We start from the raw sequence: 25,787 nt of genomic DNA on the forward strand, positions 1-25,787 counted from the left end.
ACCGACGAGGACCGGCCCCAATGAAGACCATGCTATCAGCGACGACACTGATTGTGTGTTTGAGCTCCGCACCCATCCTGGCCCAGGCCTGCGAAAGCAGTTTCCGTGTCGAAGGCACACCGATGCTCACCGCGCTGAATTTTCGCACGTCCCAGACGTTCGCCGGGGTCGACCAAGGGAGGGCGATTGACAACCTGCGGAGCGCGATGCTGGCCGAAGGCTTCATTCGCGTCAGCGTCGACCGTTCCGCGGGAGCGCTGACGGCTTTTCAGGAAACCTCGGGGTCCGGCCGTCCCCAGACCCTTCGCGTTTCGGCGCGCAAGGCGGGCAAGGGCACACGGGTCGATGCGGTCTTCATGATCCAGGCGGGCCAGCTGGCCGATGCTGCGACCGTCCGCGGCTCTCTGTGCAGGGTCATCTCCGCTGCAAGGGACTGATGGTGTGAGACCCGACGAGGGCAAACCCGCCACACCCGCGGCGCGCCCGACACGCTTCGAACGTGTGCCCCCTGCCGCCTTGGGCCTTTCCTCAACGCAAATCCATCGTTGCCCCGCGAGCCGTGATCGGCTATTGCCCTTGCACGGATTGCGCCCGTAGCTCAGCTGGATAGAGCGCTGCCCTCCGAAGCTGGGTTTGCGCCGAAAGCGGCCCCAGAATTCTCCTACATTCATAATAGCTTGTGGTGAAATTGGCGCTGGAAACGCGGTCACAACTCGGTTCGGCACGACCGCGCCACACCCACACCCCGCTTTATGGTTGTGCAACCGAAGCCAAGCTTCGGCTGCACAAGGTCGGGATGCGATCACATCATGCGCTTGATCTCACCATAAGCGCCTGTGGTCTTCAGCGTGATGACCACGTCCTGCTTGCCGCGATTGCGCCAGAACCAGCCATGCGAGCCGTCGAACTCGGCAGTGAGGACGCCCTGCTCGCCGGCCGAGCCACGCCCGGCCTTGTAGCTCTTCTCCTTGCCGCCGGCGCCTGGCGTGCCGTGCATGTCGTAGTTCACGACGCCGTCCTTTGCGGTCCAGGCGAAGTTGACCTTGGCTCCAGCCTTCATCGTCAGCTTGTATTCGACCCCCTCGGTCGGTTTGAGCGTGATCACGGTCTCGTCCGTGCGCGAGGGGGCGGCCTGAGCGAGAATGACCCGCTCGCCGGCATGGGCCGGCGAGACGAACAGGCCGGCAAGGACGGTGCCGATCAGGCTCGAACGCTGGTCCGGGGCGGGCAATGCCGGCACGGGCTGCGCCGGCGCGGGGCGGCTGTCCATGATCCGGTCGGCTTCCGCCTCGGCGGCGAGCTGGGTCTTGATCTCGCCCATCTCGGTGAGCTGGAGCATGCGGCCGATTCCGGTCGGGTCGATGGCGTATTCGGCCGGCAGGACGATGGTCACGAGGATCGCGACCGCGGAGACGGCGGCGATGGCGGTGGAGCGCAGGAGCTGGGCGTTGGTCGGCAGCTCGGCGCGGGTCGGGATGTCGGTGTTATACATGAGAAGAGGTCCTTGATTTTAGGAAACGAAATAGCCGGTGAGTTGGTAGCCGACGAGCACGAAGCCGGCGGTGAGCATCCAGACATTGGCGGTGTAGGCGTGGCGCCAGAACCCTGCGGTGCGGCGCCAGAAGCCCATCGCGATCAGGATCATTCCGAGCGCCGTGAGCTGGCCGAGCTCGACGCCGACATTGAAGGCGAGCAAATTGGGGATCAGCCCGTCCGGCGAGATCTCGTATTCCAGGATCTTGGTCGAGAGACCGAAGCCGTGGAACAGGCCAAAGATCAGCGTCGCCGCCTTGGTGTTGGGCTGATAGCCGAGCCAGCGCTGGAAGGCCCCCATGTTGTCGAGCGCCTTGTAGGCGACCGACAGGCCGATGATGGCGTCGATGAGGTAGCTGTTGACCCCGACGTTAAAATACACGCCGAGCAGCATCGTCGTCGAATGGCCAAGCGCGAACAGGCTGACATAGATCGCGATGTGCTTGGCCCGGTAGAGGAAGAAGATCACCCCGAACAGGAACAGGATGTGGTCATAGCCCGTGACCATGTGCTTGGCGCCGAGATAGATAAACGGGAGCAGGTGCACCCCCGTGATCTCCTTGATATAGCCCTTGTCGCCCTCGGCGACGGCGTGGGCGAGCGCGACGTCCATGCCCTTTAGAAGCAGCACGAAGGCGAGTGCGAGGGGCAGGAGCAAGCGCGAGGCTGCATGTCGCAGCAGACGCCCTCCTCCTGTGGAAGGTGGTTTCATAAGAGATCCGATGATGCGTCGTTGAAGGCTGCCGCAAGCGCGGCGGCGGGTTCAGGCGACGTCGGACCGCGGCGGGCGTTCCAGGCCGCTAGGCCGCCCCGAGGCGGAGCGTTGGTGCTCGTGCCGGATCGCGGTCCGCACGAAGCGAGGCATGCCGAGCTGGACCAGCGCGACGATCGTCGCCGTCTCGTGGACGTGATCGGCGGTATTGTGCCCGTGGACATGGCCGGGAAGGCGCTCATCCGGCTCGCCTTCGTCATGGGCATGCCCATGCTCCGCGATCTCGGCAGCGAGTTCTGCGTGCCGCACGGCTTCGGCCTGCGCGATGGCGTGGGCATTGTGGCCGGCCGAGACATGCGCCACCGACAAGGTCATGCCGAGCGCCATCGCGAAGGCGATGACGAGGCAGGACAGGGCTTTGATGCGGCGGCGCAGCATAATGAACAGATAGGAACCGAAATCTTAACGGAAGTTTGACGAGGCCGGTCAAGTCGAGAGCTTCCCAACATCCCCCCTGGGGGGTTATGTGAAGGCATGAGCGATCACATCCATGCCAGCCATCCCGCCATCGCCAAACGCCTCAAGCGCGCCGGCGGGCATCTCGCCAAGGTCGTGGCGATGATCGAAGGCGGAAGCCCCTGCTTCGACATCGCGACGCAGCTGCAGGCGGTCGAGAGCGCCATCGTCCAGGCCAAGCGCACCCTGATCCAGGACCATCTCGATCACTGCCTCGACCATGTCGTCGGTGACGTGTCGCCCGAGCGCCGCCAGCCCATCGACGACTTCAAGGCGATCGCGAAGTTCCTCTGAAGGAGCAGCCCATGCTCGCCGTCCTCGCAAACCAAACCTATGGCCGGCTCTTCCTCGCGCAGATCATCGCGCTGCTGGGCACGGGGCTGTTGACGGTCGCGCTCGGATTGCTCGCGTTCAACCTCGCCGGGGACAGGGCGGGCACCGTGCTTGGCACGGCGCTCGCGATCAAGATGATCGCCTACGTCGCCGTCGCGCCGGTCGTCGGGGCGTTTGCAGCTCAGTTGCCGCGGAAGGCCTTTCTGATCGCGATGGATCTGGTTCGGGCGGCGATCGCGCTTCTGCTCCCGTTCGTCAGCGAGATTTGGCAGATCTACGTTCTGATCTTCCTGTTGCAGTCTGCCTCGGCCGCCTTCACACCGACCTTCCAGGCGACCATCCCCGACGTATTGCCCGATGAGAACGACTACACCAAGGCGCTCTCGCTCTCGCGGCTGGCCTATGATCTGGAGAGCCTGGTCAGCCCGATGCTGGCAGCCGCGCTGCTGACCCTGATCAGCTATCACTGGCTGTTCACCGGCACGGTCGTGGGCTTCCTCGTCTCGGCCGCGCTCGTTCTCTCGGTGACGCTGCCGGCGTCGCCGGCCGTCGCGCGGTCGGGCGGCATCTACGACAGGACGACACGCGGCATGCGGATTTATCTCGCGACGCCGCGACTTCGCGGCCTGCTCGCGCTCAACATGGCCGCGGCTGCCGGCGGCGCGATGGTGATCGTCAACACGGTGGTCTTCGTGAAGGGCCGCCTTGGGTTGGGCGACGGCCAGGTCGCGCTGGCGCTGGCCTGCTTCGGCGGCGGTTCGATGATCGCCGCGCTGGCCCTGCCGCGCCTGCTGGAGCGGCTGCCGGACCGGCGTGTGATGTTCACCGCGGCCCTCTTCCTCGGCGGCGTGCTGATGATGGCCGCCGCGCTTCTCTTCGCTGTCGCCGGCATCGATGTCTCGACCTCGACCAATGCTGCCGACGTTGCGCTATGGCCCGGATTGCTCATGATCTGGCTGCTGCTCGGGCTTGGCTACTCGGCTGTGCAGACGCCCTCGGGCCGCCTGCTGCGGCGCTCGGCCCATGCCGAGGACAAGCCGGCCGTCTTCGCCGCCCAGTTCGCGCTCTCCCATGCTTGCTGGCTGATCACCTACCCGCTGGCCGGATGGCTCGGGGCGGCTCTGCCGGTGTCCCTGACCTTCGGCGTCTTCGCGCTGCTGACGTTCGCTTCGGTGACGATAGCCGCGCGTGTCTGGCCGTCAGACGAGACTGGTAATCTCGCCCACCGCCATGACAACCTGCCCGTCGATCATCCCCATATCGCCGGTGCGGCTGGCGACCATGCCCATCCCATCATCATTGACGATCAGCACCGGTAGTGGCCGGTGCCGTTCGTATAATTGTCAGCCCCCCCCGAGCCCCACCTTGGCGAGAGCATTGCCGTCCGAAGGCAGTTGAGATCCGCTCGCCGACGCTCGGAAGTCATTGATCCTGCTGGAGGTGCTCTCTCGCTGACCGTGCGCCGTGAGTGCCGCGGCACAATCGCGCCACATCGGCTCCGGGATTTCCTGTGCCGCCTCCGGAAACCTCCTTGGCGGGCCACTGCCGGCGTCCTCTAGTGCTTAGAGGATCGAGGCGAGACCGCAATGGCGACCATCAGAAAGCTCAGAGGCCGCTGGCAGGCGCAAGTGCGTCGGCGTGGCATGGCCCCGCCCGCCAAGAGCTTCGACCAGAAGACCGACGCCGAGAAGTGGGCCCGTTCGCTTGAATCAGAACTCGATCGCTGCGGCTCGATGCCAGACACACGGGTCGCTGAATCGACCACGCTCCGCGAAATCCTCGCGCGATACGTCATCGAGGTTTCACCCCGCAAGCGGAGCGCCGCGACCGAGATCTGTCGCATCAAAGCGCTTATGCGTCGCCCGATCTGTCACCGGACGTTGAGCCTGCTCTCGACGTCGGACCTCGCCACCTATCGCGACGACCGCTTGAAGACGGTCGCGCCTTCGACGGTCACGAAGGAGCTGAACTCGCTGTCGCACGCGATCGACACCGCGATGCGCGATTGGGGCATCCATCTCCACAAGAACCCCTGCAAGCTCGTGAGACGTCCCCCTGCTCCCAAGGGTCGCAATCGCCGACTTGTAACCGACGAAGAACAGCGACTTCTGGATGCAGCTGACAGCGGTCGCAACGAGGTGATGCGCGACTTGATCATCCTGGCGATCGAAACCGGCATGCGCCGGGGCGAGCTGCTGTCACTCGATTGGGCTCACATCAACCTTGAGAGCAGGGTCGCGCACCTCCCGCTTACGAAGAATGGGTCGAGCCGCGACGTGCCCCTGTCCTCCCGCGCTACGATGGTGCTCCAGCGACTCAGAGAGAGTCAGGGAGCGCCAACGTCGGGTCGCCCGCTACCCACGTCGCAGAGCGCAGTCGTGCAAGCGTGGGGCCATCTGTGCGGTCGCGCTGCAATCACCGGTCTTCATTTTCACGATTTGAGACACGAAGCCGTTTCGCGATTGTTCGAGCGCGGATTGAACGTGATCGAAGTCGGAACGATTTCGGGTCACAAGGAGCTTCGCATGTTGTCGCGCTACACCCACTTGCGCGCGTCGGACCTTGTTTCTCGTCTCGGGTAAGAAAAAGACGAAGTCCCAGGTTGACGGAGCTAGCGCCAGTAGGATGCCGCCTGGGTTCCAAGCGCGGGCGCCATCTATCCTGGGACGTGCCGGGCGGTAGATTCGTCTACCCCTCACACCGAGACCTGGTCGTCACCTGACCTGGGCTGAGCCACCTGCGCCGAACGTCTGACCGTAGGTGAGATCGCCGAACACGAACTGGCCACGCGTGCCGTCGCTGAGACGAACGATCGCTGACCCGGACATGAGGTTCGCTGTCCTCGTGATCACGATCTGGCCGCTCTTGCCGTTCGTGCACTTGCCAGGGACGACCAGGGCGGGGCTCGGATCGCGGACCTGATACTCGCCGGAGCAGCGAGCACCGCCCGGCGTCTGGACCCAGAACTTGCCGACGCCGTCGCTGTAAGCCGTCGCCTGGCCGGCGGCCGGGACGGAGCCAAATTGACCGGTGACCGGCAGGCTGAACATCGCGCGCGGCTCGCCGCTGGGTGAGGGCGCTGCGCATGCGCAGAGCCCAATCGAGATGAGGGCTGCTGCAAAAAATTGCCGTGTCATGAAGAATTCCGAAGGCTACGTCTCGCTGAATGCGGTCGCCAGCTACGCAGATCGGTGCAGCGGCGTCGATGGCGACCGCCGTTCATCGGCGCACCGCGTGACAGCGATAACCCCACCACAATCAGCCGGCCGTCGCTCGCTACCGCGCCGGTTCTCGATAGAAAGGCATGTCTCGGCATCAGGAGACGACCATGACCCGCAAGATCATCAACCCGCTCTGTGCAGCGGTCGCGCTCGCTTCTCTCGTTTATGCCAGCGCCCAAGCCGAGGAGACGACACGGCTCGATGTCCAGGTGCTCGTGAACAGAGCGGCCCGCGATCGGATTTCGAACGCAGACGATCATCTGCTCACGATCGAGACGCTTAAAATCCCCAGGGTCGCGACGGAGACCGGTCGTGTGTGCGGAGCGATCGTGTCGCTGCGTCGAAAGCCGGAGTTCAATCAGTGGAACTCATATGCAGCCATCCTCTACATCGAGAATGGCAGGGTTACCATCACCGGCATGGCGACATTCTTCATGCCGGTCGAGGAGCTGATGGGCGAAAGCAGCTGCAGGTAGCACTCACGCAGGCAGGGGCGACCAGTGAGCCGGACGTGTAGATTCATCTACCCAATTCGGCGGCACACTGGGTTGGATCCGCGTGCTGTTTCGCCGGACCTTTCAATCGCATTCCGGACGAGGCAGAGCGTAAACCGGAAGCCATTCATCCCACAACGTGTCACGTTTTGTGTCCTTTCCCCTTTATAGTAGTTATTTAGTGTCTTGCTGAAAGAGAAAGAAAGAACAGCTGGAATGGACAGGAAACGTGACCAACCTCGGTGTTCGCTCTGTTTTCGCTATAACCCCAACGGAGACGGAAACAGGAGGATTTGATGAGCGAAATTTGGGCTGCTCCGGAATGCGAGATCACCGCTGGCGCACTGATCGACCGGGATACCGCGAATGCGGTCTTTGCTGTCGAGTTCCGGAAACTGGCGGCCGCTTGGCGCGCCAAGAAGGTTCGACACGCCGAAAAGGCCTATGAGCTGGTAGGGGAGGTCTTTCGAGCTCAGGGCCGGCTGAAGTATCGCAAGGAGTGTGAGGCCATGGGCAGAACGGTCCGGCCTTACAATCGCGATACCAGCAAGACAGGATATCGCGGGGCCGAGGCAAACAAGCGGGTGGCGAACCGAGATCGCCAGCGAGAGCTGCGAGGCGTCACCAAGGAAAGCGTGCGAACCTACACTGACCTGTCAGCCATGTCGGCAGAGGAGCTGGCCGCATATCAACGCGCCAAGGCTAACGAACGCAAGGCGGCTCAACGAGCAAGAGACCGTAAACTGAAAACTGACGGCGAGTGCGATCTGACCGCAGTCTTAGATCAAACTGAGATCGATGAGATCTTGGCCGAACTGGAAATGTGAAAAGCTCGACATTCGACAGCGCCTCCGGTTACACGCACTGCTGCGGTGCCGGGACCGCTGCAGCCGCCCAGGAGCCTCGCAGACGGCCGCGACAGCTACCGCCGCTACAATCGCCGCCCGCGACAGCAGCGCCCGCTCACGGCCCTCCTATGAGGCCTATCACGAACGTCGCCGCGCCTCTTCGGCTGGAAGCCAAATTGCCAGTGCGTCGATCATATCCGGCTTGATGCGCGACCCATGCCTGATGGCTTTGACTAGGCTGGCATCTAAACGACCAAAGCCCATTGCTGGCATGATCACCCTGCACGGTAAGGATTCCGCAGGATAAAGCCTTTTGATGCGTGCGATGGTTAGTGGTGTCAGCGTCCTATCATGATTGGCAATCGGCTCCGCAGTCGTCGGCCCCTCAGCTACGACTATGGTCCCCGCTTTGAGACCGACCGTCGCGCCAATCGAAGACAGGAAGGCGTCGCGATCCGCCGCACTCGCGTTCTTCCATGCGCGCGCCAGGGCGTTGATTGGCTTCGGCGTGGTTCTGACCCCACCTGCGAACAATGCAGCAGCGGCGCTGGCGAACTCCCCGGCTTCATATCGTGCGAAGATGGCCGGCTGTCGCTTCTTGAGCAGCCCCAGATAGAATACGTTGTCGTGCTTTGGTCGCGCCATCGCACTGGGGTGGCCTCTGAGCAGCGTCGCGTCAATGGGTGCCGCTTTGCGCAGGCGACCGCCCGCACGCGCTGCAAGAGCTCGCCTGCTTGAACTGACCGCATCGGACGGCAGAGTCGTAGGTGTCTGACGACAATGTGGCCGCCTTGGTAGATTGATCTACCCACCACCGGTATATGCATGCACTTTGCGAGCACCGATCTGCCTCTCGCTGCACAGCTGCCCTTGCAGAAGACCAACACCATACAGGTCCGACACCCGCCACATTTCGGCCATAGTAGGTTGGTTGTTAGTTTGCTCTAAGTTGCCGAATGGTTGCCGAAAATTAAAAATGCAGCTTTCCGCAACTTTCGAAGTTGCGTCCAGCAGGCTCTTTCGAAATAAAAAGTCGCTGTTGCATACGCGCATCGATCGATCGCCGCTGGGACGGTCGGATAACTGACGTTATCTGCCGTATCGACGCCGCGGATACATGACCGACCCAACGAATAGCTTTGAGAGCGGCCAGCTTCGTGTGTGGGGCTCGTCTCGGATTTTCTCGCGCCTGGGCTGTCGATCTGCGGATGGTCGCTAACGGCGCTCAATCGGTGCAGCGCAGACCCGAGCCGCTGACCACCGCAGGCGTCACATCGCGAGAAGCTTCTGTATCTTGTCGCGCAGGAAAGCGCGGTCAGCAGGGATATGGATCGGATTGCCGGCTCGGTGCCCATAGATCGAGGGGATCGGCGATAGCTCGGCGGAGCGGGCGTTGACGAGCAGGGGCATTTCGCTGGCGTTGTCGCTCGGCTGGAAGTAGCTGTCGGTCGCTCCCGGCATCAACAGCACCCTGGCCGTGATCGCAGCCAGTGCCTTGGACAGATCGCCGTCGAATCGAGCGCAAGCGCTGACGTCGCCATTCTGCCAGGTCGCGATCTGGGCGAGCAGATCGTCGCCGGCTCGCCTCGCGAATGCGCCATCCCAGGATCGCGTCAAGAAATCCTCCAGCGCATCGAAGCCCAGCCCCCTCCAGGCTTCTTCGCGATAGAACGCATGCGACAAGGCCCAGCCGGCATAGACCCTCCCCATCGCTCGCATGCCGGCCGTGGGCTGCGTCACGAACCTGCCGTTCTGGAACGCCGGGTCAGCCTGGAGCGCAGCCTTCACCCCCTCCAGGAAAACGCGGTTGAACGGTGCGCATCTGGCGCTGCCGCAGACGACAGCAACGCGCTCGACCATGTCGGGATGAAGTGCGGCCCAGTGGTAGGCCTGCATGCCGCCCATCGACCAGCCATAGACGAGCGCAATCTGCTTGACCTGCAGATGCTCGACCAGCAGCCGGTGCTGAACCGCAATCGCGTCGTGGTAGCTCACGAGCGGATAACGACCATCGCTCAATACATCCGGCGAGTTCGATGGCGATGACGAGAGGCCGTTGCCGAACAGGTTCGGGATGACGATGAAATAGCGCTCGGGGTCGAGCACCCCGTCCGGACCGATCAGCCACTCGGTGTCGACATGCTGCGCACTGAACGAGGTCGGATAGACGATGACGTTGTCGCGTGCAGCGTTGAGCCTGCCATAGGTTTTGTAAGCCAGCTTCATCGAGCGGAAGACCTGACCCGATGTGAGCTGGACGTCGCCAGCGTCGAAGATGGCGTAATCTGTGGTCTCGATCATGAGCGCGCCTTCGGTCTGTGAGCTGTTTGATACCGTTAGATGCGAAGCGCGCTGAATGCGACCAGACGCTCGCTGGCAGCGTTGGCGTTGGCGATGCAGTATGTCAGCTCTGCATATGCGGACCTATCTCGGTGACTCTCCCTGCGTATCCTGCGGCGCTTTGAAACGAGAGGTAATGATCCGATCAACCTCGGCTTCGCTCAGCGGATCAGAAGCGAATTTCGCTTGTCATGCCCCAGCTATGGATTGGCCAGGAGCCTTCTGAGCCATCTTCGATCGTGAAGTAGAACTCCTTGAATCGCCCTGCTTCGAGGAAACGCAGCATATCTGAAAACTGCGGTCGGGTGACCTCGAGGGAGAGATGAAGGATCGATATTGGTTCGGCTTCCGAGCCGAACATAACGCCGGCATCGGGGGACTCCGTTTTCATGGGCGTTGGAGCCCAGCACATGACAACTCCAGGCCATCGAATTCTTTTGTCTGGCGCGAGAAGTGTCGCAGGGGCGATGAAATATGAAATTTCGACCGACTGCGGCGGCGGCCCTGGCTGAACCGTCTGACCAAAATGAACAGTGGGCGTTCGGGACAGCTCCCCCGTCCAGCTGCCGGCCCTGATGTCGGCTAAGCGGAACACTCCCGGTGTCCTCCGTGCGGATGTCATCGCTTCGCCTCGCGCGTCAGGTGCTGTCAGCAGCTACTGAGCAAGCCTCAATGACCCGGTTACGGGGCATTATAGCCATCGCGCCAGCACGGTTGTGAGCGGTAGCCGCGCAGCGCGCAAAGCGCGACCAGGCGCTTACAGGCTGCGTTGGCGCCGGCAATGCAGTTGGATGCTCCGCATCAGTGGGCCCCGCCCAGTGACTCTCCCTGAGCTTCCTGTGATGCATCGAACCGCCAGGCTGGTCCGGCTCCGAAGCGAGTGCTTGCTTCGGCTGATCGACGCGAGCACCCTGCCGATTGATAATCGAGTGGGGTTCGAAGCAGGTCGTCAGATCCGAGCGCGTCGCCAGCCGGCCTGCATGGCTTCCGTCTCGCTGCAGAACCATCGCTCGCCGCGCCACCAATGCACGACCACCTCGGAATGATAGCGCTGACCCGGGACGTGATAGATGCGATCGCCGGTTTTGGCGCTGATATTCGCGCGGATCTGACAGCTTGGTGATACCGCTGCCTGAAGTGGCTCGCGATAGACCCACGCTGCGGCGCAGAGACCGGCCAGACCAGTCGCCGCTGCAATGGCCCTGCGGACGAGCCGAGGATCAAGCGCACGTCTTCGATAGCGGGTTCTGAACCTGACAGCCGTCATGCTCGCCATAATAGAGGTCGGACGCTAACGCTCCATGGATTGCACCGATCGAATTTGATGGGGTCGTATTGCCCCGATGGTCAGCCAGGAATGCTGATCGCAACAAGGTCGCGCAGATCCTCGACGCTCAACAGCGCCTTCCGTCGGTGCAACATGCGATGGCAGTTCGCACAGACCAGCGCGAGATCCTCCAGCCGGGTCGTTTCTTCGGGTGCGATCACACCCGAGCGAACGTCGGCGCTGATGGCATGCGAGCGCGGCGGCAGCCGGACCCTGGGGGGCTTCGCCGGCGCCCAGCGGCGGACACTAGGGCCTCGAAATGATCTCGACGCAGACGGCCGCAAACTCGCTGAAGGCAGAATCGGATATCGTTTCAGATGCCGACCTCGGCTAATATCTGTCCTTTTCAACCTGAGCTCGATGAACCGGAGACCAGATGCTTCGCGCGCTATTTCTGAGCTTGTGTCTCGTCTTCGCCAACAAGGCATCAGCGGTCGACTGGCAGAAAGCAATCGTCGTAACCGAACGCAAGGCGAAGAGCCTAGAGAGGTATGCGTATTCCAAAGGGACCTCTCACGCCGGGACGATGTATGCGGGTTGGGATCAGCGGCGGCACGAGTGCGCCATCCTCGGGCGAATGGTTGGCAAAGAGAAAGCCATTCAACACCTCGAAAAGATGGACATCCTTGATCCACGCACTAACCCCGATCCTCATGACGCGCTGGTTATGTCGATCTCGCTATATAGTTGGGTTGCGGCCGCAGAATCGGCTCTGAAAGAGACACACGAGCGGCGCGTCTATTTTTGGAATGTGAACTGCGTCGGCTGGGAGAAGATCGCAAATAGCGAGTGGGTCGGCGCGAAAGACGCGTCGATCAGCTTCCAGCGACAAGGCAACAAGCTGTTGGTCAGAGGCCCGGTCGAAAACAACTTCTATGAGTCACTGAAGAAGGCGCTCGACACCAATCCGGGCATCACAACAGTGACCCTAGGAAGCGGCGGCGGGAATGTCTTGAACGCTATCCGAGCCGGTCATTTAATACGCCAAAGGGGGCTGGAAACAGAATTGTATGACAACTGCTTTTCTGCGTGTCCGCTCGTCTTCATGGGCGGCACGTCTAGAACGCTATGGGCCTCTGACGCTCGCCTTGGCTTTCATCAGGTCAGCATCGACGGGAAAGCCGTTCCCCGCGATGACGACATTTACAAGCTGATTGCTGCCTATGTGGACGAAATGAAGGTGGACTCGCAGTTCGTGATGCGGGCGATGATGTCGGCCGATCCGAGAGACATGTTCGTGCCTGAAGTTGACAAGCTATGTGAACCTTGGATCGCAACATTCATTCAGCGGAGATGCTCGAACGGCAAGCTGCTGTGAACATCGCAATCTTGGATGGGGACGGGACAGGGAAGAACCCCACTCCTTCCGCTGCCAGAAGGTCATGTCCCATGACGTCGTGTAGCTGAGGGTGGTCGTCGGCGATCGCCGGTTAGGTTTTCAGAGTGCGCCACACTCGCGGCGCGCCCGACACGATTCGAAACTGTGATCGATGCCCCGTCCGGCGGAGCCCACCCCCAAATCCATCGTTGCCCCGCGCGCCGTGATCGGCTATTGCCCTTGCACGGATTGCGCCCGTAGCTCAGCTGGATAGAGCGCTGCCCTCCGAAGGCAGAGGTCACACGTTCGAATCGTGTCGGGCGCGCCATTCCTGCTCCATCGACGATCCGGCCGGGCTCAGCCCACGCTGTCCCTCCGTCCGCGAGCCGCGTCGATCTGCGTTCGCGTGAGCAGCCCCCACAATCGATCGTGAGAGCCGGGCCAAATGAGCAATGATGCTCATTGGCATGCGATTCTGTCGGTCTCGAAGCGGCGCGTCCATCGCCCGGTTCGAAGCGGCTTCATCCCACCGTCACCAAAGTCATCGACAGGATTGCGATCGCCTCGCGCGAACCTGGCTGCGGCTCTGGGCGCGCGGTCGTGTCTGCGACGCCTGCCCGAATGCCCAGAAATGACCTGAGTCCCACTGCCCCTCTGCCACCCAAAACGATCGACCCGCCACTCTTCAAGAAAGAACATCCGCGATGACCATGGATCTGGACCGCATCAAGGCCGAGATCGCCGATAGCTTCGATGAAGAGCTGGAGATGCAGCTCGAGGAGGATCGGCTCGACGAACTGGTCGCCGAGGGCGTCGGTGGCCCGGCGGGATCCACGCTCGACCGCAAGGTCTATTTCCGCGAGCTCTTCCGGCTGCAGCATGAGCTCGTGCGCCTGCAGGACTGGATCCAGTACAAGAAGCTCAAGGTCGTCGTGCTGTTCGAGGGGCGCGATTCGGCCGGCAAGGGCGGCGCGATCAAGCGCGTGACGCAACGCCTCAACCCCCGGGTCTGCCGCGTCGTGGCGCTGCCGGCGCCGACCGAGCGCGAAAAGCACCAGTGGTATTTCCAGCGCTATGTCCCGCATTTGCCCACAGCCGGCGAAATGGTGCTGTTTGATCGCAGCTGGTACAACCGCTCCGGCGTCGAGCGCGTCATGGGCTTCTGCTCGCCCGAAGAACTCGAGGAGTTCTTCCGCTCGGTGCCCGAATTCGAGCACATGCTCGTGCGCTCCGGCATCATCCTGATCAAGTACTGGTTCTCGATCACCGACGAGGAGCAGGAGTTCCGCTTCCAGATGCGCATCGCCGATCCGCTGAAGCAGTGGAAGCTGTCGCCCATGGACATGGAAAGCCGGATCCACTGGGAGGATTACACCCGCGCCAAGGAGGAAATGTTCGACCGCACCCATACCGACTATGCGCCCTGGTGGGTGGTTCAGGCGGTCGACAAGAAGAAGGCGCGGCTGAACTGCATTGCCCATCTGCTCAGCCAGATTCCCTATGAGGACGTGCCCAAGCAGGACATCGTCCTGCCCGAGCGGGTCCGCCATCCCGACTACGCCCGCCAGGCGGTGCCGCCGGAGCTCCACGTCCCGGATCTGTATCCAGGCAGCGCGCCAGACGAGAGCGCCTGACCTCCAGGGGGCTGGCGGCGCGCTGCCTTGATTCGGCGCGGCAGGCGATCGCGCTGCAGGTGATGGCGCTGCCGGCTTCGACGCGATAAAAAGGCCCTGACCGGCGCGCCGACCGCGCCGAGCAGGAGAGATCTGTGACGGAACGCTTCGAACGCCATCGCCAGCCCTGGACCTATGAGGAACTCGAGAAGCTCAAGCTGCTCGCCAAGAAGGGCATGGCTCTGAAGGCGATCTCGAAGGCGATGACCCGCAGCGAGGAATCGATCAAGGACCGCGCCAAGCTCGACGGAATCGGGATCGCCAAGCTGCGCTAGCAGTCTCGCGCGGGCTCAGCGGCTTCCCACCCGTCGGTTTCGTCAGGGCAGGGGCGGCAGCGTTTCCGAGCGCTCGAATTCGCCAGATCAGGGGCACGTGGACCACGGCCAGGACAGCGTCCCTGGCGGACGCGTCTTTCCGCGCCACCGCGATCATGTCCTTCCCTTGCGCGCGCCGGTGGTCATCCCCGCGAGCCGCCGATCGCGGCCAAGCCCGGGTCGGATCCGGCTTCTCACGGCTTGGGCGCATCCGGCACGCGATAGGCCGTCGTCGACTTGATCCGCTCCATGGCGAAGCGGGATGTGACGTTCTTGAGCGGGATCGTCTCGATCAACCTTTTGTAGAACAGGTCATAGGCCGCCATGTCGGCGACGACGACGCGCAGCATGTAATCGACATCGCCGGCCATGCGGTAGAACTCCATGACCTCGGGCATGGCGGCGACCATCTGCGCGAACTTCTCCAGCCAGGGCCCGGAATGATCCGCCGTCTCGATCTGCACGAAGACCGTCAGCCCCAGGCCGATCTTGTCGGGCGCGACCAGCGCGACGCGCTTGAGGATGACGCCGGTCTGTTCCAGCTTCTGGATGCGCTTCCAGCAGGGCGTCTGCGAGAGCCCGACTCGATCGGCCAGTTCCGCGATCGAGATGTCCGCGTCGCCTTGCAGCTCGGTCAGGATTTTCCGGTCGATCGCGTCCATGCTGGAAACTCCGCGTCAGAGAGAATGTTCAACTAGGTATGGCACCCCTTCAAAAATATTCTTCTTTTTGGGCGGCATGCCTTGTAATCCCGTAGAAAATCCTTTTCTCCCACTGTCAAGAGCGCCGTTCTCGGCGTCGTCGTGGACAAGGATTTCGCCCCATGGATCGCCGCCAGTTCCTGCTCGCCGGCACCGGCCTGCTCGCCGCCGCCCCCTTCGCGCCGGCTCTCGCCCAGACCCCGGTCGCGGCGCGGATCGGCTACATCCCGATCATCGGCACGGCGCCGATCTTCGTCGCCCAGGGCGAGGGCTGGCTGAAGGAGGCCGGCATCGCCGCGACCTTCACCGTCTTCGAATCCGGGCCCAACATGATCCAGGCCTTCGCCTCGGGCACGATCGACTTCTATGTCGCCGGCATCGCGCCGCTGGCGGTGGCGCGCTCGCGCGGCGTCGATGTCCGCGTCGTCGCCGCCACCGCCATTGCCGAGAACGTCTTTGTGGCAGCGCCGGCCCTGGCGAAGTTCTTCACGCCGGGCACCGCGCCGGCCGCCGCCTTCAAGGCGCACAGGGCAGCCACCGGCAAGGCGGCGCGTCTGGCGACGCAGCCCGCCGGTTCGGTGCCCAACACCGTGCTGCAATACTGGCTCTGGGAGGTCGCCAAGGCCGACAAGGCCGATGTCGAGGTGATCTCGATGGGCATCGATGCGACCCAGCAGGCGGTGCTGGCCGGCGCTGTCGAGGGCGGCATCGTGCGCGAGCCGGCGCTGACCATCGTCCAGACCCGCAACCCCGGCATCAGGCTGATCGCCGGCGGGCAGGAGCTGTTCCCCGGCCAGCCCGGCACGGTCGTCGCGGGTTCCGGCGCCTTCGTCACCAAGAACCCGCAAGCCGTGCAGAAGCTGGTCGACAGCCTCGTGCGCGCCGCAGCGCTGATCGGCAAGGATCCCGACAAGGCGGCGCCCCATATCGGCGCCGCGCTCGGCAAGGGCATCGTCGACCCGGCCCTGATCCGAAAGGCGCTGGTCTCGCCGGCCTCGACCTTCGAGATCGATCCGCGCAAGATCATCGAGCCGTCGCGCGCCATGCAGGCCTATCAGGTCAAGCTCGGCTCGCTGGAGAAGGAACTGCCCTTCGACGGGCTGTTCGAGACGCAGTTCTTTGAGAAGGCGGCGAAGGCGGGCGGGTGATCTGCTTGCCGCATTGAAGCGCGCCTTCATTCCGGACAAGCCGCGACAGCGGCGCCGATCCGGCATCCATCATAGAGCCGTGCCTTACGATGGATGCCGGAGCTCCGCTTCGCTGCGTCCGGAATGACGGCGGTGTTTTTCTGAGGTCATAGAGGTCTACCCTTGCAAACCCTCCGGGCCCCCGCCCTTGCCTTCATCGGCCTCGTCGCCTTCCTGCTGCTGTGGGAGGCGATTCCGTTCCTCGGCTTCGTCAATCCCGCCTTCCTGCCGGGGCCGAGCGCGTTGCCGAAAGCGTTTCTGTCGGAAATGCGCTCCGGCGCCTGGCTGTCGGCGATCCTGGGCTCGCTCGGGCATTATTTCACCGGGCTGATCACCGGCTCGGTGCTGGGCGTGGGCCTGGGCGTGCTCGTCGGCATGTCGCGCACGGCGGAAGAGGCAACCGCCTGGGTCGTGCGGCTGCTGCGGCCGATTCCGGGCCTGGCCTGGGTGCCCTTCGCGATCATCTGGTTCGGCGTGAACCCGTCGGCGGCTGTCTTCATCATCGCCATTGGCGTGTTCTGGATCGTGTTCTTTGCGGCGCAAGGGGCGATCCGGGGCGTCGATCGCGATCTGATCGAGGTGGCGGATGCCTTCGGCTTCACCTCGGCCTGGCAGCGGCTGACCAAGATCCTGCTGCCGGCCGCGATGCCTGGCATCCTCGTCGGTGTCCGAACCGCACTGGGCCAGGCCTGGATGGCGGTGGTCGCCGCCGAGATTTTCGGCGTTGCCGGCGTCGGCCAGCGCATGATGCAGGCGTCCAGCCTGCTCGCGACCGACATCGTCGTCGTCTACATGCTCACCATGGCCGGTCTTTACGGGTTCCTCGACACCCTGTTCGTCGCCTTTCAGAAATGGGTGCTGCGTTGGAAAGCGTGATCGACATAAACGGCCTGTCGCTGACCTTCACCCGCGACGGCGAAGCCACAGAGGTGCTGCGAAAGCTCGATCTCTCGGTCGCACGCGGCGAATTCCTGGCCATCGTAGGCCCATCAGGCGTCGGCAAATCGACGCTGCTGCGGGTCATCGCCGGGCTGGCGAAGCCCAGCGCCGGCGAGGTCGAAATCCATGCCAGCGACGCGACGCGCCGCCCCGTGGCGCTGGTCTTCCAGGATTCGCGGCTTCTGCCCTGGCGCAAGGTCGTCTCCAATGTCGCCTTCGGGCTGGAGAGGCAGAAGCCCCGGGCCCAGCGGCTGGCCAAGGCGCAGGAGACGCTCGATCTTGTCGGCCTCGGCGCCCTCGCGCAGCGCTGGCCGCATCAACTTTCGGGCGGGCAGCGGCAGCGCGTTTCGCTTGCGCGCGCGCTCGCGGTCGAGCCCGAGATCCTGCTGATGGACGAGCCGTTCTCGGCGCTGGATGCGCTGACACGCGAGAGCCTGCAGGACGAGTTGATCCGCGTCTGGCAGCGCACGGGCAAGACGGTACTGTTCGTGACCCACGACATCGACGAGGCGGCCTATCTCGCCGACCGGGTGGTGATCCTGTCGGGCGCGCCGGGCCAGATCATCGCCGAACACAAGATCACCGAAGGCCATCCGCGCAAGCGCGGCGGGGCGGCGGAAGCCGACATCGTGCGCGCGATCCGGCTTGGGCTGGGTGCCGATACGGTGAGCGACGGCGCGGCGATTTGAGGGCGAGTTCAGTCATTGCGAGCGTAGCGACGCAATCCAGGCGCCGTAGAGCTCTGCCGCCTCTGGATTGCTTCGTCGCTGACGCGCCTCGCAACGACGGTTTCACCGCGCGGTCGGCACGCCCTCACGGATCTTCGTCGAGAACTCCGGATCGTCCAGCGCGATCGTTCGCGCTCGCTCGCCGATACGCGACTGCCGGACGAGTTCGGCAAGCGGCAGATCCGTCCGGACCGCGCCGATCTGCTGCAGATAGCCGGGCAGAAAGCCAGACAGCAGCACGCGCGGATCGAGCGGCACGGAGAAGGCCCAGCCCGGCGCGATCTGGCGCACGAGCTGGAACACCATGGTCGTGCAGTTCGTCGTCAGCGTGTTGTACCAGCGCGGCTCCTTGGCCAACCGGTTGACGTCGGCCGCATATGCCATCAGCAGGTCGCGAGCCCGTGCAGGCCCGGCCGCAAGCCGGAAGAGGCGGACATCCTCCTGGCGCACATGGCTGCGGACGCCGACGACATCGCGCTCATCGGCTGCGACATAGGCCATTTCATAGCTGCGAAAGAAGCCCGCCAGCGCGGAATACTCTTCGCCATGCTCGCGCCGGATCTCGACCGAGAAGCTCAACGGGGCCGAATCCGCAAAGGTGAAGCTGACCAGGAGATGCGCGATCGCCTCGCCCGACCAGTGGGACAGGAAGATATCGACGCCCTGGATCTGTCTCAGATCGTATTGCCGGGTTTCCCAGCGCTCATCGAAATCCTCATTGCTGCGCCAGCGGAAGTTTCTCAGATTGCTGACGGTGAGCGTGTCCCCGTCCTGCGCGATGGTCGGCAGGCGCCCGATCTCCGGGATCCAGGCGCGATCATGCGAGGGCAGGATGGTGCCCCACCAGCCGAGGAGACCAAGGAAAAGCACCGCGAAGGACAAGGGCAGCCGGATCGCGCCGCTCCACAGCCCAAATGCGCCCCCGAACCCCGCGATACCGAAGCCGACCGCCGCGATCATCGCCATCGCGCCGGTCAGGCGGAAGAACAGAAGCCCGCTGCCCCAGGCGGTCGCGCCAAGGATGACGAGCGTGGCAAGGATGCGCAGGACGATGATGAGGACTGCCAAGCGACCATCATTCGAAAATTGAGCGCGGGGAACCCTCTCCCGGAGGGAGAGGGCAGGGTGAGGGGAAGGCCGTTGGTCGCTTTGCCGTGCCCTCACCGCTTGGACGGGACGCGGCGCTCAACTCGCGCAGGGGCCATCACCTCTCCCCTGCCCCTCTCCTTACAGGAGAGGGGTTCCTCGCGCCATCGCGGACAGGCGTAACCTCAGGCCGCCAGCGAGTTGACCGGCGCGGCCGCCTTCACCGCGTCGTCGACATGGGGCTCGAACTTCTCGAAGTTCTTGGCGAACATGGCGACGAGGTTCTTGGCCGTCTCGGAGAAGGCCGCCTTGTCCTGCCAGGTTTTCACCGGATAGAGGATGTGCGGCTCGACGCCGGGCACCGACGTCGGCACCGCGAAGCCGAAATAGGGGTCGCGGCGGAAATCGGCGCGGTTGAGCGAGCCGTCGAGCGCCGCCGTCAGCAGCCGGCGCGTCACACGGATCGGCATGCGACGGCCGGTGCCATACTGCCCGCCGGTCCAGCCCGTGTTCACAAGCCAGCAATCGACATGGTGCTTGGCGATGAAGTCGCGCAGCAGATTGGCGTATTCCGAGGGATGCCGCGGCAGGAAGGGCGAGCCGAAGCAGGTCGAGAATTCCGGCTCGACGCCGACAAGGCCGCGCTCGGTGCCGGCGACCTTGGCGGTATAGCCGGAGAGGAAGTGATACATCGCCTCGGCCGGCGTCAGCTTGGCGATCGGCGGCATCACGCCGAAGGCGTCGGCGGTGAGCATGACGATGTTCTTGGGCACCCCGGCGCGACCGGTGCGCGAGGCGTTGGGGATGAAGTCGAGCGGATAGGCCGAGCGGGTGTTCTCGGTCTTGCTGCCGTCGTCGAAATCGACCTCGCGGGTGATCTCATCCATGACGATGTTCTCGAGCACCGTGCCGAAGCGCAGCGAGGCGGCATGGATCTGCGGCTCTGCCTCGGCCGAGAGCTTGATCGTCTTGGCGTAGCAGCCGCCCTCGAAATTGAAGATGCCGTCCTTCGACCAGCCATGCTCGTCATCGCCGATCAGGGTGCGGTCGGGATCGGCCGAGAGCGTCGTCTTGCCGGTGCCGGAGAGCCCAAAGAAGATTGCCGAATCGTCGTTGGGGCCGACATTGGCCGAGCAATGCATCGGCACGACGCCCTTGGTCGGCAGGACGAAGTTGAGATAGGTGAAGACCGACTTCTTCATTTCGCCGGCATAGGCCGAGCCGCCGATGAGCACGATCCTGCGGGTGAAATCGATCGCGACGACCGTCTCGCTGCGGCAGCCATGGCGGGCCGGGTCGGCCTTGAAGCTCGGCAGATCGACGATGGTCATGTCGGGCACGTAGCCGGCGATGTCCTCGGCCGGCGGGCGGATCAGCAGGTTGCGGATGAACAGCGAATGCCAGGCCATTTCGGTGTAGACGCGCGCCTTGACGCGGTGGGCCGGGTCGGCACCGCCATAGAGGTCCTGCGCGAACAGATCCTTGCCTTCGGCATGGGCAATGAAATCGGCGAGCAGCGTTTCGAATTGCTCAGGGCTGATCGCATTGTTGTTGTCCCACCAGACGGTCTTGTCGGTGAGGGCATCGCGGACGGTGAACTTGTCCTTGGGCGAGCGGCCGGTATGGCTGCCGGTATCGGCGGTGATTGCCCCGCCGCGCGAGATCTGGGATTCGCCGCGCCCCAGCGATTCCTCGTAAAGCCGCGCCGCCTCGAGATTGAAGTAGACCGTCTTCAGATCGCGGAAGCCGAACGCCTCCGGCCCCTGGGCGCTGTTGAAATGGCCGATGGTTTTCACAGGAACCTCCAAGGCGCAGCCCTGAGACGGCCGCCTGATCTGCAAGACTGCGCGAGTCTGAGGCCCGCGCGAACGAACCCGACATCGTTCGATCATCGACCTTTAGGCCCATGATGACGCCGGCTCAAGTCAGCGCCGAGACCGGCGCGGCAACATTCGCACTTAAAACGATTGAATCGAATCGACGTGGTAAATCAGCGAACTAGGACGGCTGGCGCGCCCCGGTCGCGAGATCCACGAGCATCTTTCTCATCGCGGCGGCATCGCGGACCGGGGCAGGGAAGGCAAGCCGCAGGACAAGGTCGCCGCAAGCGAGATCGGCCCCGTCGGGATCGAGGCCGGTCAGGCGCCAGTTGCCGTGCTGCGCGCCAAGCAGCCCCGTCGCATAGGCGGCAACCGCATCGGCATGGTCGGCATTCATATGCGCAATCGCGCCTTCTTCCATCGCGGCGATGGCCTCAGCCGCGATCCTGTCGCTGAGAAGATCGTCCGACACCAGTTCATAGGCGCGGCCGAAGCCGCCATTCAGGCTCGCAGCCTCGATCTGAAGCGAAAAGAAGGCGAAATCGCCGAAATCGACATAGAGCGCCGCCTTGGGCTGGCGCGCCAGGAAACGCCGGCGAATCCGCGCGCCGGCCTCACTCTCGCGCGCAATTTTGCGGGCGCGCAGCTTCAGCGTGATGCGGGCATGGGCCAGCGGGTCGCCCTTGCCGCCCGGCGCCAGCAAAAGCGAGCAGCGCGGATCAGCTTCCAGATGACCGGTGTGGGCGGACAAAGCCGAGACCAGGATCACAGGCGAGCCGTCGCTGTCGGTGGCGAAACTGACGAGGCTCGCGGACGGGTGCCCGTCCGTGCCCAGCGTCGCCAGGGATCCGAAGCGGGCGCTGCGCAGCAGCTGTCGGCCGAGCGCGCGCGCCTGATCGTCGGTCGGCCGGATCGGGTCCATGCGGCGAGCCGGCGGCTCGGGAGCGTCGGTGAGAATCTGCGTCATGGAACCTGCGGGCCTTTCAGCACTTTCTGTAACGGGGACATAGGCAAGCTGCCATGACGCCGCTAGATTAAGGCCACGGTTTAGCCGCTCTCTCGCGAGAGTGACCCTGCTATTGCAACGCGGCCAAGAGACAAAGAGCTGATGCCAACCATTGCGCTGGTCGATGACGACCGCAACATCCTGACGTCCGTTTCGATCGCGCTCGAAGCCGAGGGCTACCGCATCATGACCTATACCGACGGCGCCTCGGCGCTGGACGGGCTGAAGCAGAACCCGCCGGATCTCGCGATCTTCGACATAAAGATGCCGCGCATGGACGGCATGGAACTGCTGCGGCGGCTGCGCCAGAAATCCGATCTGCCGGTGATCTTCCTGACCTCGAAGGATGAGGAGATCGACGAACTCTTCGGTCTGAAGATGGGCGCCGACGATTTCATCCGGAAGCCGTTCTCGCAGCGGCTGCTGGTCGAGCGCGTCAAGGCGATCCTGCGCCGCGCCGGCGCCAAGGACCCGGCCGCCCCCGCGCGAGCCGAGGACGCCAAGGCGCTCGAGCGCGGCCTGCTGCGCATGGACCCCGAGCGCCACACCTGCACCTGGAAGGGCGAGCCGGTGACGCTGACGGTGACCGAGTTCCTGATCCTGCAGTCGCTGGCGCAACGCCCGGGCGTGGTCAAGAGCCGCAACGCCCTGATGGACGCGGCCTATGACGACGAGGTCTATGTCGACGACCGCACGATCGACAGCCACATCAAGCGGCTGCGCAAGAAGTTCAACCAGGTCGATGTCGACTTCGACATGATCGAGACCTTGTACGGCGTCGGCTACCGGTTCAAGGAAGGCTGACGGGTCCTCGTCATTTGCGGGCGAAACGAGCAATCCATCCGCGCCATGCTGCATCTGGATCGCCCCGTTGCCGCGTGCTCCTCGCTGGCGGGGACTGAACCTGACGGACGCCATGGCGACGATCGACGACGAACGCAGGGCGGATGCCCGCAAGAGCCAGCATGCGCAGACGCTGCGGCAGCGTCTGCGCGCCGGCCTTCGTCGTGGCCTGCGCGCGGTCTCGTCGCGGGCCGCCTCCAGCCTGACACGGCGCATCGTCGTGCTCAATCTCGGCGGTCTTGTCGCGCTGCTGGTCGGCTTTCTCTACCTCAACCAGTTCCGCGAGGGGCTGATCGAGTCCCGCGTGCAGAGCCTGCTGACGCAAGGCGAGATCATCGCAGGCGCGATCGCGGCGTCGGCGACGGTGGAAACCGATGCGATCACGATCGATCCCGACAAGCTGCTCCAGCTCCAGGCCGGCGAAAGCGCCGGCATGCCCGAGGATCCGCTCGACTTCTCGATCAACCCCGAAAAGGTCGCGCCGCTTTTGCGCCGCCTCGTGACGCCGACCAAGACGCGGGCCCGCATCTACGATCGTGACGGCCTGCTGACGCTGGATTCGCGCAGCCTCTATTCGCGCGGCGACGTGCTGCGGCTCGAACTGCCGCGCGTCGGCGAGCCCGACGAAGCCCCTCTGCTGGAGCGCACCTGGAACCTGCTGCGCAACCGGCTCGGCCGCGCTGATTTGCCCGCCTATGACGATTTCGAGAACGCCAACGGCAAGTCTTATGCGGAGGTCGCGCGCGCCTTGAACGGCACGCCCGCCAGCGTCGTGCGGGTGAATGCGCGTGGCCAGACCATCGTTTCGGTCGCCGTGCCCGTCCAGCGCTTTCGCGCGGTCAAGGGCGCGCTGCTGCTCTCGACGCAAGGCGGCGACATCGACACCGTCATCGTTTCCGAGCGCTATGCGATCTTCCGGGTCTTCGCGATTTCTGCTGCGGTCATGATCGTGTTGTCCGTGCTGCTCGCCGGCACCATCGCCGAACCGATCCGCAAGCTCGCCGATGCGGCCCAGCGCGTGCGCCGGGGCGTGAAATCGCGCGAGCAGATTCCCGATTTCGCCAACCGGCATGACGAGATCGGCCATCTCTCGGGCTCGCTGCGCGAGATGACCAAGGCCCTCTACAGCCGCATCGAGGCGATCGAGAGCTTTGCCGCCGATGTTGCCCACGAACTCAAGAACCCGCTGACCTCGCTGCGCAGCGCGGTGGAAACCCTGCCACGGGCGAAGAACGACGAATCGCGCGGGCGGCTCATGGCCGTGATCCAGCACGATGTGCGCCGGCTGGACCGCCTGATCTCCGACATCTCCGACGCCTCGCGGCTCGACGCCGAACTCGCCCGCAACGATTCCGGCCCCGTCGATCTGGCGCAGGTGCTGGAGGCCGTGGTCTCGGTGCAAAACGAGACCCGCCGCGACGGGCAGCCTCGCATCGAACTTGTCGCCGAGCGGCGCAGCCAGCGGCCCGGCGGCCGCGACGCTTTCCTCGTGATCGGCCATGACTCCCGGCTGGGGCAGGTGATCGTCAACCTGATCGACAATGCGCGCTCGTTTTCCCCGGCCGACAAGCCGGTGCGGGTCTCGCTCGCGCGCGTGGCCAACGACATGGTCATCACCGTCGAGGATGACGGGCCTGGCATCGAGCCCCATGCGCTGGAACGCGTGTTCGAGCGCTTCTATACCGACCGGCCCAATGAAGGATTCGGCCAGAATTCGGGGCTGGGGCTGTCGATCTCGCGCCAGATTGTCGAGGCCCATCGCGGCTCGATCCGGGCGGAGAACCGGTTGGGGCCGGTCGGGCCCGATGGCGAGGCGACGCGGCTGGGCGCGCGCTTCATCGTCAGCCTCCCCGCCATGCCGCAGACGGCCTGAGCGCCCATGGCCGGCGACAGCGCGATCCACGCCACGACCGTCGCGATCGGCGAGGCCGGGGTCCTGATTCGCGGCGCGTCAGGGGCCGGCAAGTCGGTGCTGGCGCTCGCCCTGATCGGCCAGGCCCAAATCGCTGGCAGGTTTGCCCGCCTTGTCGCCGATGATCGGACCTCTCTGTGGACGGGCGGCGGGCGTCTGCTGGCACGGCCGGTTCCGCCGCTCGAGGGACTGGTCGAGCGGCGCGGGTTGGGCCTGACGCCGCAGCCCCACCTGCCGGCGGTGGTCGTGCGCCTGATCGTCGATCTCAGCGGGGTCGAGCCGCCGCGCATGCCGGAGCCGGAGGATCTCCTCGATCGGCTGGCGGGGATCGACCTGCCGCGGTTGACCGTGACGGGCCGGGCCGGCGACGAACGACTGGTGCTGGCCGCACTGGATTTGTTTCTGGACCGGGGCTGATGTCGAAAATTCGACATGTTTGCCCCGAGCCGGCTTGCCTATCCTTCGCACCTGCCGCATAAACCGCGACCTTGTCCGGGCGCCGAAAGCGCTCTCCGGTGCCATAGTGAATGATCGGACTGGTCCTCGTGACGCATGGGCATCTGGCCACGGAGTTCCGTGCCGCGCTCGAACACGTCGTTGGCCCTCAACAGCATCTCGCCACCATCGCCATCGCCCCCGATGACGACATGGAAGGCCGTCGGCGCGACATCATCGCGGCCGTCGAGCAGGTCGAGACCGGCAAGGGCGTGATCGTCCTGACCGATATGTTCGGCGGCACGCCCTCCAACCTCGCCATCTCGGTGATGGAGCCTGGCCGCATCGATGTCGTCGCCGGCATCAATCTGCCGATGCTGATCAAGCTCGCCAGCGTGCGCGAGGACAAGACCCTCGACGAGGCGGTGACCAGCGCGCAGGATGCCGGCCGCAAATACATCACCGTCGCCAGCCGCGTCCTGGCGGGCAAATAGGGGCCGC

27 protein-coding genes and 1 tRNA gene are annotated in these 25,787 nt (G+C 64.1%); 18 read left to right on the top strand and 10 right to left on the bottom strand.

Annotated elements, in window-relative coordinates; genetic code table 11:
* Positions 1-20 precede the first annotated feature (20 nt).
* Positions 21-437: a hypothetical protein gene (locus IP69_RS00075; protein ID WP_054140771.1), complete on the top strand. Its 417-nt coding sequence runs from the start codon at positions 21-23 to the stop codon at positions 435-437.
* A gap of 365 nt (positions 438-802) precedes the next feature.
* Here IP69_RS00075 and IP69_RS00080 read toward each other — a convergent pair whose 3' ends face one another.
* Both IP69_RS00080 and IP69_RS00085 read right to left on the bottom strand, forming a co-directional pair.
* Positions 803-1,492, bottom strand: coding sequence for a hypothetical protein (locus IP69_RS00080; protein WP_054140772.1), 690 nt, complete (start codon positions 1,490-1,492; stop codon positions 803-805).
* Between the two features lie 18 nt (positions 1,493-1,510).
* Positions 1,511-2,146: a HupE/UreJ family protein gene (locus tag IP69_RS00085; protein ID WP_248306649.1), complete on the bottom strand. Its 636-nt coding sequence runs from the start codon at positions 2,144-2,146 to the stop codon at positions 1,511-1,513.
* 213 nt (positions 2,147-2,359) lie between these two features.
* On the opposite strand from IP69_RS00085, the gene IP69_RS21645 reads away from it, so the two are divergent.
* The 4 genes from IP69_RS21645 to IP69_RS00105 all read left to right on the top strand — a co-directional run bounded on the left by IP69_RS21645 (position 2,360) and on the right by IP69_RS00105 (position 5,676).
* Entirely contained in the window at positions 2,360-2,722 is a 363-nt protein-coding gene (locus IP69_RS21645) for a hypothetical protein (protein ID WP_156323211.1), read from the top strand.
* Positions 2,723-2,779: 57 nt separating this feature from the next.
* On the top strand, positions 2,780-3,055 hold the full coding sequence (locus IP69_RS00095; protein ID WP_054140774.1) for a metal-sensing transcriptional repressor: 276 nt from the start codon (positions 2,780-2,782) through the stop codon (positions 3,053-3,055).
* Positions 3,056-3,066: 11 nt separating this feature from the next.
* Positions 3,067-4,413: an MFS transporter gene (locus IP69_RS00100; protein ID WP_054140775.1), complete on the top strand. Its 1,347-nt coding sequence runs from the start codon at positions 3,067-3,069 to the stop codon at positions 4,411-4,413.
* Positions 4,414-4,680: 267 nt separating this feature from the next.
* Positions 4,681-5,676 carry a site-specific integrase gene (locus tag IP69_RS00105; protein ID WP_054140776.1) on the top strand — a complete coding sequence of 332 codons (996 nt, stop codon included), beginning with the start codon at positions 4,681-4,683 and terminating at the stop codon, positions 5,674-5,676.
* 132 nt (positions 5,677-5,808) lie between these two features.
* On the opposite strand, the gene IP69_RS00110 is transcribed toward IP69_RS00105, so the two are convergent.
* Positions 5,809-6,231 carry a hypothetical protein gene (locus tag IP69_RS00110; RefSeq protein ID WP_054140777.1) on the bottom strand — a complete coding sequence of 141 codons (423 nt, stop codon included), beginning with the start codon at positions 6,229-6,231 and terminating at the stop codon, positions 5,809-5,811.
* A 191-nt stretch (positions 6,232-6,422) separates the two neighbouring features.
* Between IP69_RS00110 and IP69_RS00115 the strand changes: the two genes are divergently transcribed.
* Together IP69_RS00115 and IP69_RS00120 are read left to right on the top strand one after the other, a co-directional pair.
* Positions 6,423-6,791 carry a hypothetical protein gene (locus IP69_RS00115; RefSeq protein WP_156323212.1) on the top strand — a complete coding sequence of 123 codons (369 nt, stop codon included), beginning with the start codon at positions 6,423-6,425 and terminating at the stop codon, positions 6,789-6,791.
* 314 nt (positions 6,792-7,105) lie between these two features.
* Positions 7,106-7,636 (top strand): hypothetical protein, encoded by a 531-nt coding sequence (locus IP69_RS00120; RefSeq protein ID WP_054140779.1) that lies wholly within the window; start codon positions 7,106-7,108, stop codon positions 7,634-7,636.
* A 159-nt stretch (positions 7,637-7,795) separates the two neighbouring features.
* Here IP69_RS00120 and IP69_RS00125 read toward each other — a convergent pair whose 3' ends face one another.
* The 3 genes from IP69_RS00125 to IP69_RS22230 form a co-directional block, all read right to left on the bottom strand.
* On the bottom strand, positions 7,796-8,302 hold the full coding sequence (locus IP69_RS00125) for a hypothetical protein (RefSeq protein WP_054140780.1): 507 nt from the start codon (positions 8,300-8,302) through the stop codon (positions 7,796-7,798).
* Between the two features lie 624 nt (positions 8,303-8,926).
* Positions 8,927-9,958, bottom strand: a complete 1,032-nt coding sequence (locus IP69_RS00130) for an alpha/beta fold hydrolase (RefSeq protein ID WP_054140781.1) — start codon at positions 9,956-9,958, stop codon at positions 8,927-8,929.
* A 208-nt stretch (positions 9,959-10,166) separates the two neighbouring features.
* Complete coding sequence (locus IP69_RS22230; protein WP_248306647.1) at positions 10,167-10,388, bottom strand: hypothetical protein; 222 nt, start codon at positions 10,386-10,388, stop codon at positions 10,167-10,169.
* Between the two features lie 1,312 nt (positions 10,389-11,700).
* On the opposite strand from IP69_RS22230, the gene IP69_RS00140 reads away from it, so the two are divergent.
* The 4 genes from IP69_RS00140 to IP69_RS00155 all read left to right on the top strand — a co-directional run bounded on the left by IP69_RS00140 (position 11,701) and on the right by IP69_RS00155 (position 14,590).
* A complete protein-coding gene (locus IP69_RS00140; protein WP_054140783.1) occupies positions 11,701-12,642 on the top strand; it encodes a hypothetical protein in 942 nt (313 codons plus the stop codon).
* A gap of 251 nt (positions 12,643-12,893) precedes the next feature.
* Positions 12,894-12,970 (top strand) — tRNA-Arg (locus IP69_RS00145).
* 376 nt (positions 12,971-13,346) lie between these two features.
* The gene (ppk2, locus tag IP69_RS00150) at positions 13,347-14,276 is read left to right on the top strand and encodes a polyphosphate kinase 2 (protein WP_054140784.1); all 930 of its coding nucleotides are present in this window, start codon (positions 13,347-13,349) and stop codon (positions 14,274-14,276) included.
* Between the two features lie 134 nt (positions 14,277-14,410).
* On the top strand, positions 14,411-14,590 hold the full coding sequence (locus IP69_RS00155; protein WP_054140785.1) for a hypothetical protein: 180 nt from the start codon (positions 14,411-14,413) through the stop codon (positions 14,588-14,590).
* 233 nt (positions 14,591-14,823) lie between these two features.
* Here the strand turns inward: IP69_RS00155 and IP69_RS00160 are convergent, their stop codons facing one another.
* The gene (locus tag IP69_RS00160; protein ID WP_054140786.1) at positions 14,824-15,291 is read right to left on the bottom strand and encodes an Lrp/AsnC family transcriptional regulator; all 468 of its coding nucleotides are present in this window, start codon (positions 15,289-15,291) and stop codon (positions 14,824-14,826) included.
* 161 nt (positions 15,292-15,452) lie between these two features.
* Here IP69_RS00160 and IP69_RS00165 point away from each other — a divergent pair, with 161 nt between their 5' ends.
* The 3 genes from IP69_RS00165 to IP69_RS00175 all read left to right on the top strand — a co-directional run bounded on the left by IP69_RS00165 (position 15,453) and on the right by IP69_RS00175 (position 18,145).
* A complete protein-coding gene (locus IP69_RS00165; protein ID WP_054140787.1) occupies positions 15,453-16,478 on the top strand; it encodes an ABC transporter substrate-binding protein in 1,026 nt (341 codons plus the stop codon).
* A 162-nt stretch (positions 16,479-16,640) separates the two neighbouring features.
* Positions 16,641-17,393, top strand: a complete 753-nt coding sequence (locus IP69_RS00170; protein ID WP_054140788.1) for an ABC transporter permease — start codon at positions 16,641-16,643, stop codon at positions 17,391-17,393.
* Positions 17,369-18,145 (top strand): ABC transporter ATP-binding protein, encoded by a 777-nt coding sequence (locus IP69_RS00175; protein ID WP_054140789.1) that lies wholly within the window; start codon positions 17,369-17,371, stop codon positions 18,143-18,145. The genes IP69_RS00170 and IP69_RS00175 overlap by 25 nt, the downstream gene beginning before the upstream one ends.
* A 102-nt stretch (positions 18,146-18,247) precedes the next feature.
* Here IP69_RS00175 and IP69_RS00180 read toward each other — a convergent pair whose 3' ends face one another.
* From IP69_RS00180 to IP69_RS00190, 3 genes are all read right to left on the bottom strand, one after another.
* On the bottom strand, positions 18,248-19,252 hold the full coding sequence (locus IP69_RS00180) for a DUF4105 domain-containing protein (protein WP_054140790.1): 1,005 nt from the start codon (positions 19,250-19,252) through the stop codon (positions 18,248-18,250).
* A 203-nt stretch (positions 19,253-19,455) separates the two neighbouring features.
* Complete coding sequence (locus IP69_RS00185) at positions 19,456-21,066, bottom strand: phosphoenolpyruvate carboxykinase (RefSeq protein WP_054140791.1); 1,611 nt, start codon at positions 21,064-21,066, stop codon at positions 19,456-19,458.
* A gap of 202 nt (positions 21,067-21,268) precedes the next feature.
* The gene (locus IP69_RS00190) at positions 21,269-22,057 is read right to left on the bottom strand and encodes a DUF2470 domain-containing protein (RefSeq protein WP_082358684.1); all 789 of its coding nucleotides are present in this window, start codon (positions 22,055-22,057) and stop codon (positions 21,269-21,271) included.
* A gap of 141 nt (positions 22,058-22,198) precedes the next feature.
* Here IP69_RS00190 and IP69_RS00195 point away from each other — a divergent pair, with 141 nt between their 5' ends.
* From IP69_RS00195 to IP69_RS00210, 4 genes are all read left to right on the top strand, one after another.
* Positions 22,199-22,900, top strand: coding sequence for a response regulator transcription factor (locus tag IP69_RS00195; RefSeq protein ID WP_054140792.1), 702 nt, complete (start codon positions 22,199-22,201; stop codon positions 22,898-22,900).
* Positions 22,901-23,012: 112 nt separating this feature from the next.
* Positions 23,013-24,812 (top strand): sensor histidine kinase, encoded by a 1,800-nt coding sequence (locus IP69_RS00200; RefSeq protein WP_082358686.1) that lies wholly within the window; start codon positions 23,013-23,015, stop codon positions 24,810-24,812.
* Positions 24,813-24,818: 6 nt separating this feature from the next.
* A complete protein-coding gene (locus IP69_RS00205) occupies positions 24,819-25,268 on the top strand; it encodes an HPr kinase/phosphatase C-terminal domain-containing protein (RefSeq protein WP_054140793.1) in 450 nt (149 codons plus the stop codon).
* Positions 25,269-25,378: 110 nt separating this feature from the next.
* Positions 25,379-25,780: a PTS sugar transporter subunit IIA gene (locus IP69_RS00210; RefSeq protein ID WP_054140794.1), complete on the top strand. Its 402-nt coding sequence runs from the start codon at positions 25,379-25,381 to the stop codon at positions 25,778-25,780.
* Positions 25,781-25,787: the final 7 nt, after the last annotated feature.

The organism is Allobosea sp. AAP35, assembly GCF_001295925.1.
GTDB lineage: Bacteria > Pseudomonadota > Alphaproteobacteria > Rhizobiales > Beijerinckiaceae > Allobosea.

Excerpts from the sequence above, each read along its gene's own strand:
- IP69_RS00075 (WP_054140771.1), top strand. The coding sequence starts at position 21 with ATGAAGACCATGCTATCAGCGACGACACTGATTGTGTGTTTGAGCTCC.
- IP69_RS00080 (WP_054140772.1), bottom strand. The coding sequence starts at position 1,492 with ATGTATAACACCGACATCCCGACCCGCGCCGAGCTGCCGACCAACGCC.
- IP69_RS00085 (WP_248306649.1), bottom strand. The coding sequence starts at position 2,146 with ATGGACGTCGCGCTCGCCCACGCCGTCGCCGAGGGCGACAAGGGCTAT.
- IP69_RS00095 (WP_054140774.1), top strand. The coding sequence starts at position 2,780 with ATGAGCGATCACATCCATGCCAGCCATCCCGCCATCGCCAAACGCCTC.
- IP69_RS00100 (WP_054140775.1), top strand. The coding sequence starts at position 3,067 with ATGCTCGCCGTCCTCGCAAACCAAACCTATGGCCGGCTCTTCCTCGCG.
- IP69_RS00105 (WP_054140776.1), top strand. The coding sequence starts at position 4,681 with ATGGCGACCATCAGAAAGCTCAGAGGCCGCTGGCAGGCGCAAGTGCGT.
- IP69_RS00110 (WP_054140777.1), bottom strand. The coding sequence starts at position 6,231 with ATGACACGGCAATTTTTTGCAGCAGCCCTCATCTCGATTGGGCTCTGC.
- IP69_RS00115 (WP_156323212.1), top strand. The coding sequence starts at position 6,423 with ATGACCCGCAAGATCATCAACCCGCTCTGTGCAGCGGTCGCGCTCGCT.
- IP69_RS00120 (WP_054140779.1), top strand. The coding sequence starts at position 7,106 with ATGAGCGAAATTTGGGCTGCTCCGGAATGCGAGATCACCGCTGGCGCA.
- IP69_RS00125 (WP_054140780.1), bottom strand. The coding sequence starts at position 8,302 with ATGGCGCGACCAAAGCACGACAACGTATTCTATCTGGGGCTGCTCAAG.
- IP69_RS00130 (WP_054140781.1), bottom strand. The coding sequence starts at position 9,958 with ATGATCGAGACCACAGATTACGCCATCTTCGACGCTGGCGACGTCCAG.
- IP69_RS22230 (WP_248306647.1), bottom strand. The coding sequence starts at position 10,388 with ATGAAAACGGAGTCCCCCGATGCCGGCGTTATGTTCGGCTCGGAAGCC.
- IP69_RS00140 (WP_054140783.1), top strand. The coding sequence starts at position 11,701 with ATGCTTCGCGCGCTATTTCTGAGCTTGTGTCTCGTCTTCGCCAACAAG.
- ppk2 (WP_054140784.1), top strand. The coding sequence starts at position 13,347 with ATGACCATGGATCTGGACCGCATCAAGGCCGAGATCGCCGATAGCTTC.
- IP69_RS00160 (WP_054140786.1), bottom strand. The coding sequence starts at position 15,291 with ATGGACGCGATCGACCGGAAAATCCTGACCGAGCTGCAAGGCGACGCG.
- IP69_RS00165 (WP_054140787.1), top strand. The coding sequence starts at position 15,453 with ATGGATCGCCGCCAGTTCCTGCTCGCCGGCACCGGCCTGCTCGCCGCC.
- IP69_RS00175 (WP_054140789.1), top strand. The coding sequence starts at position 17,369 with ATGGGTGCTGCGTTGGAAAGCGTGATCGACATAAACGGCCTGTCGCTG.
- IP69_RS00190 (WP_082358684.1), bottom strand. The coding sequence starts at position 22,057 with ATGACGCAGATTCTCACCGACGCTCCCGAGCCGCCGGCTCGCCGCATG.
- IP69_RS00195 (WP_054140792.1), top strand. The coding sequence starts at position 22,199 with ATGCCAACCATTGCGCTGGTCGATGACGACCGCAACATCCTGACGTCC.
- IP69_RS00200 (WP_082358686.1), top strand. The coding sequence starts at position 23,013 with ATGGCGACGATCGACGACGAACGCAGGGCGGATGCCCGCAAGAGCCAG.
- IP69_RS00205 (WP_054140793.1), top strand. The coding sequence starts at position 24,819 with ATGGCCGGCGACAGCGCGATCCACGCCACGACCGTCGCGATCGGCGAG.
- IP69_RS00210 (WP_054140794.1), top strand. The coding sequence starts at position 25,379 with ATGATCGGACTGGTCCTCGTGACGCATGGGCATCTGGCCACGGAGTTC.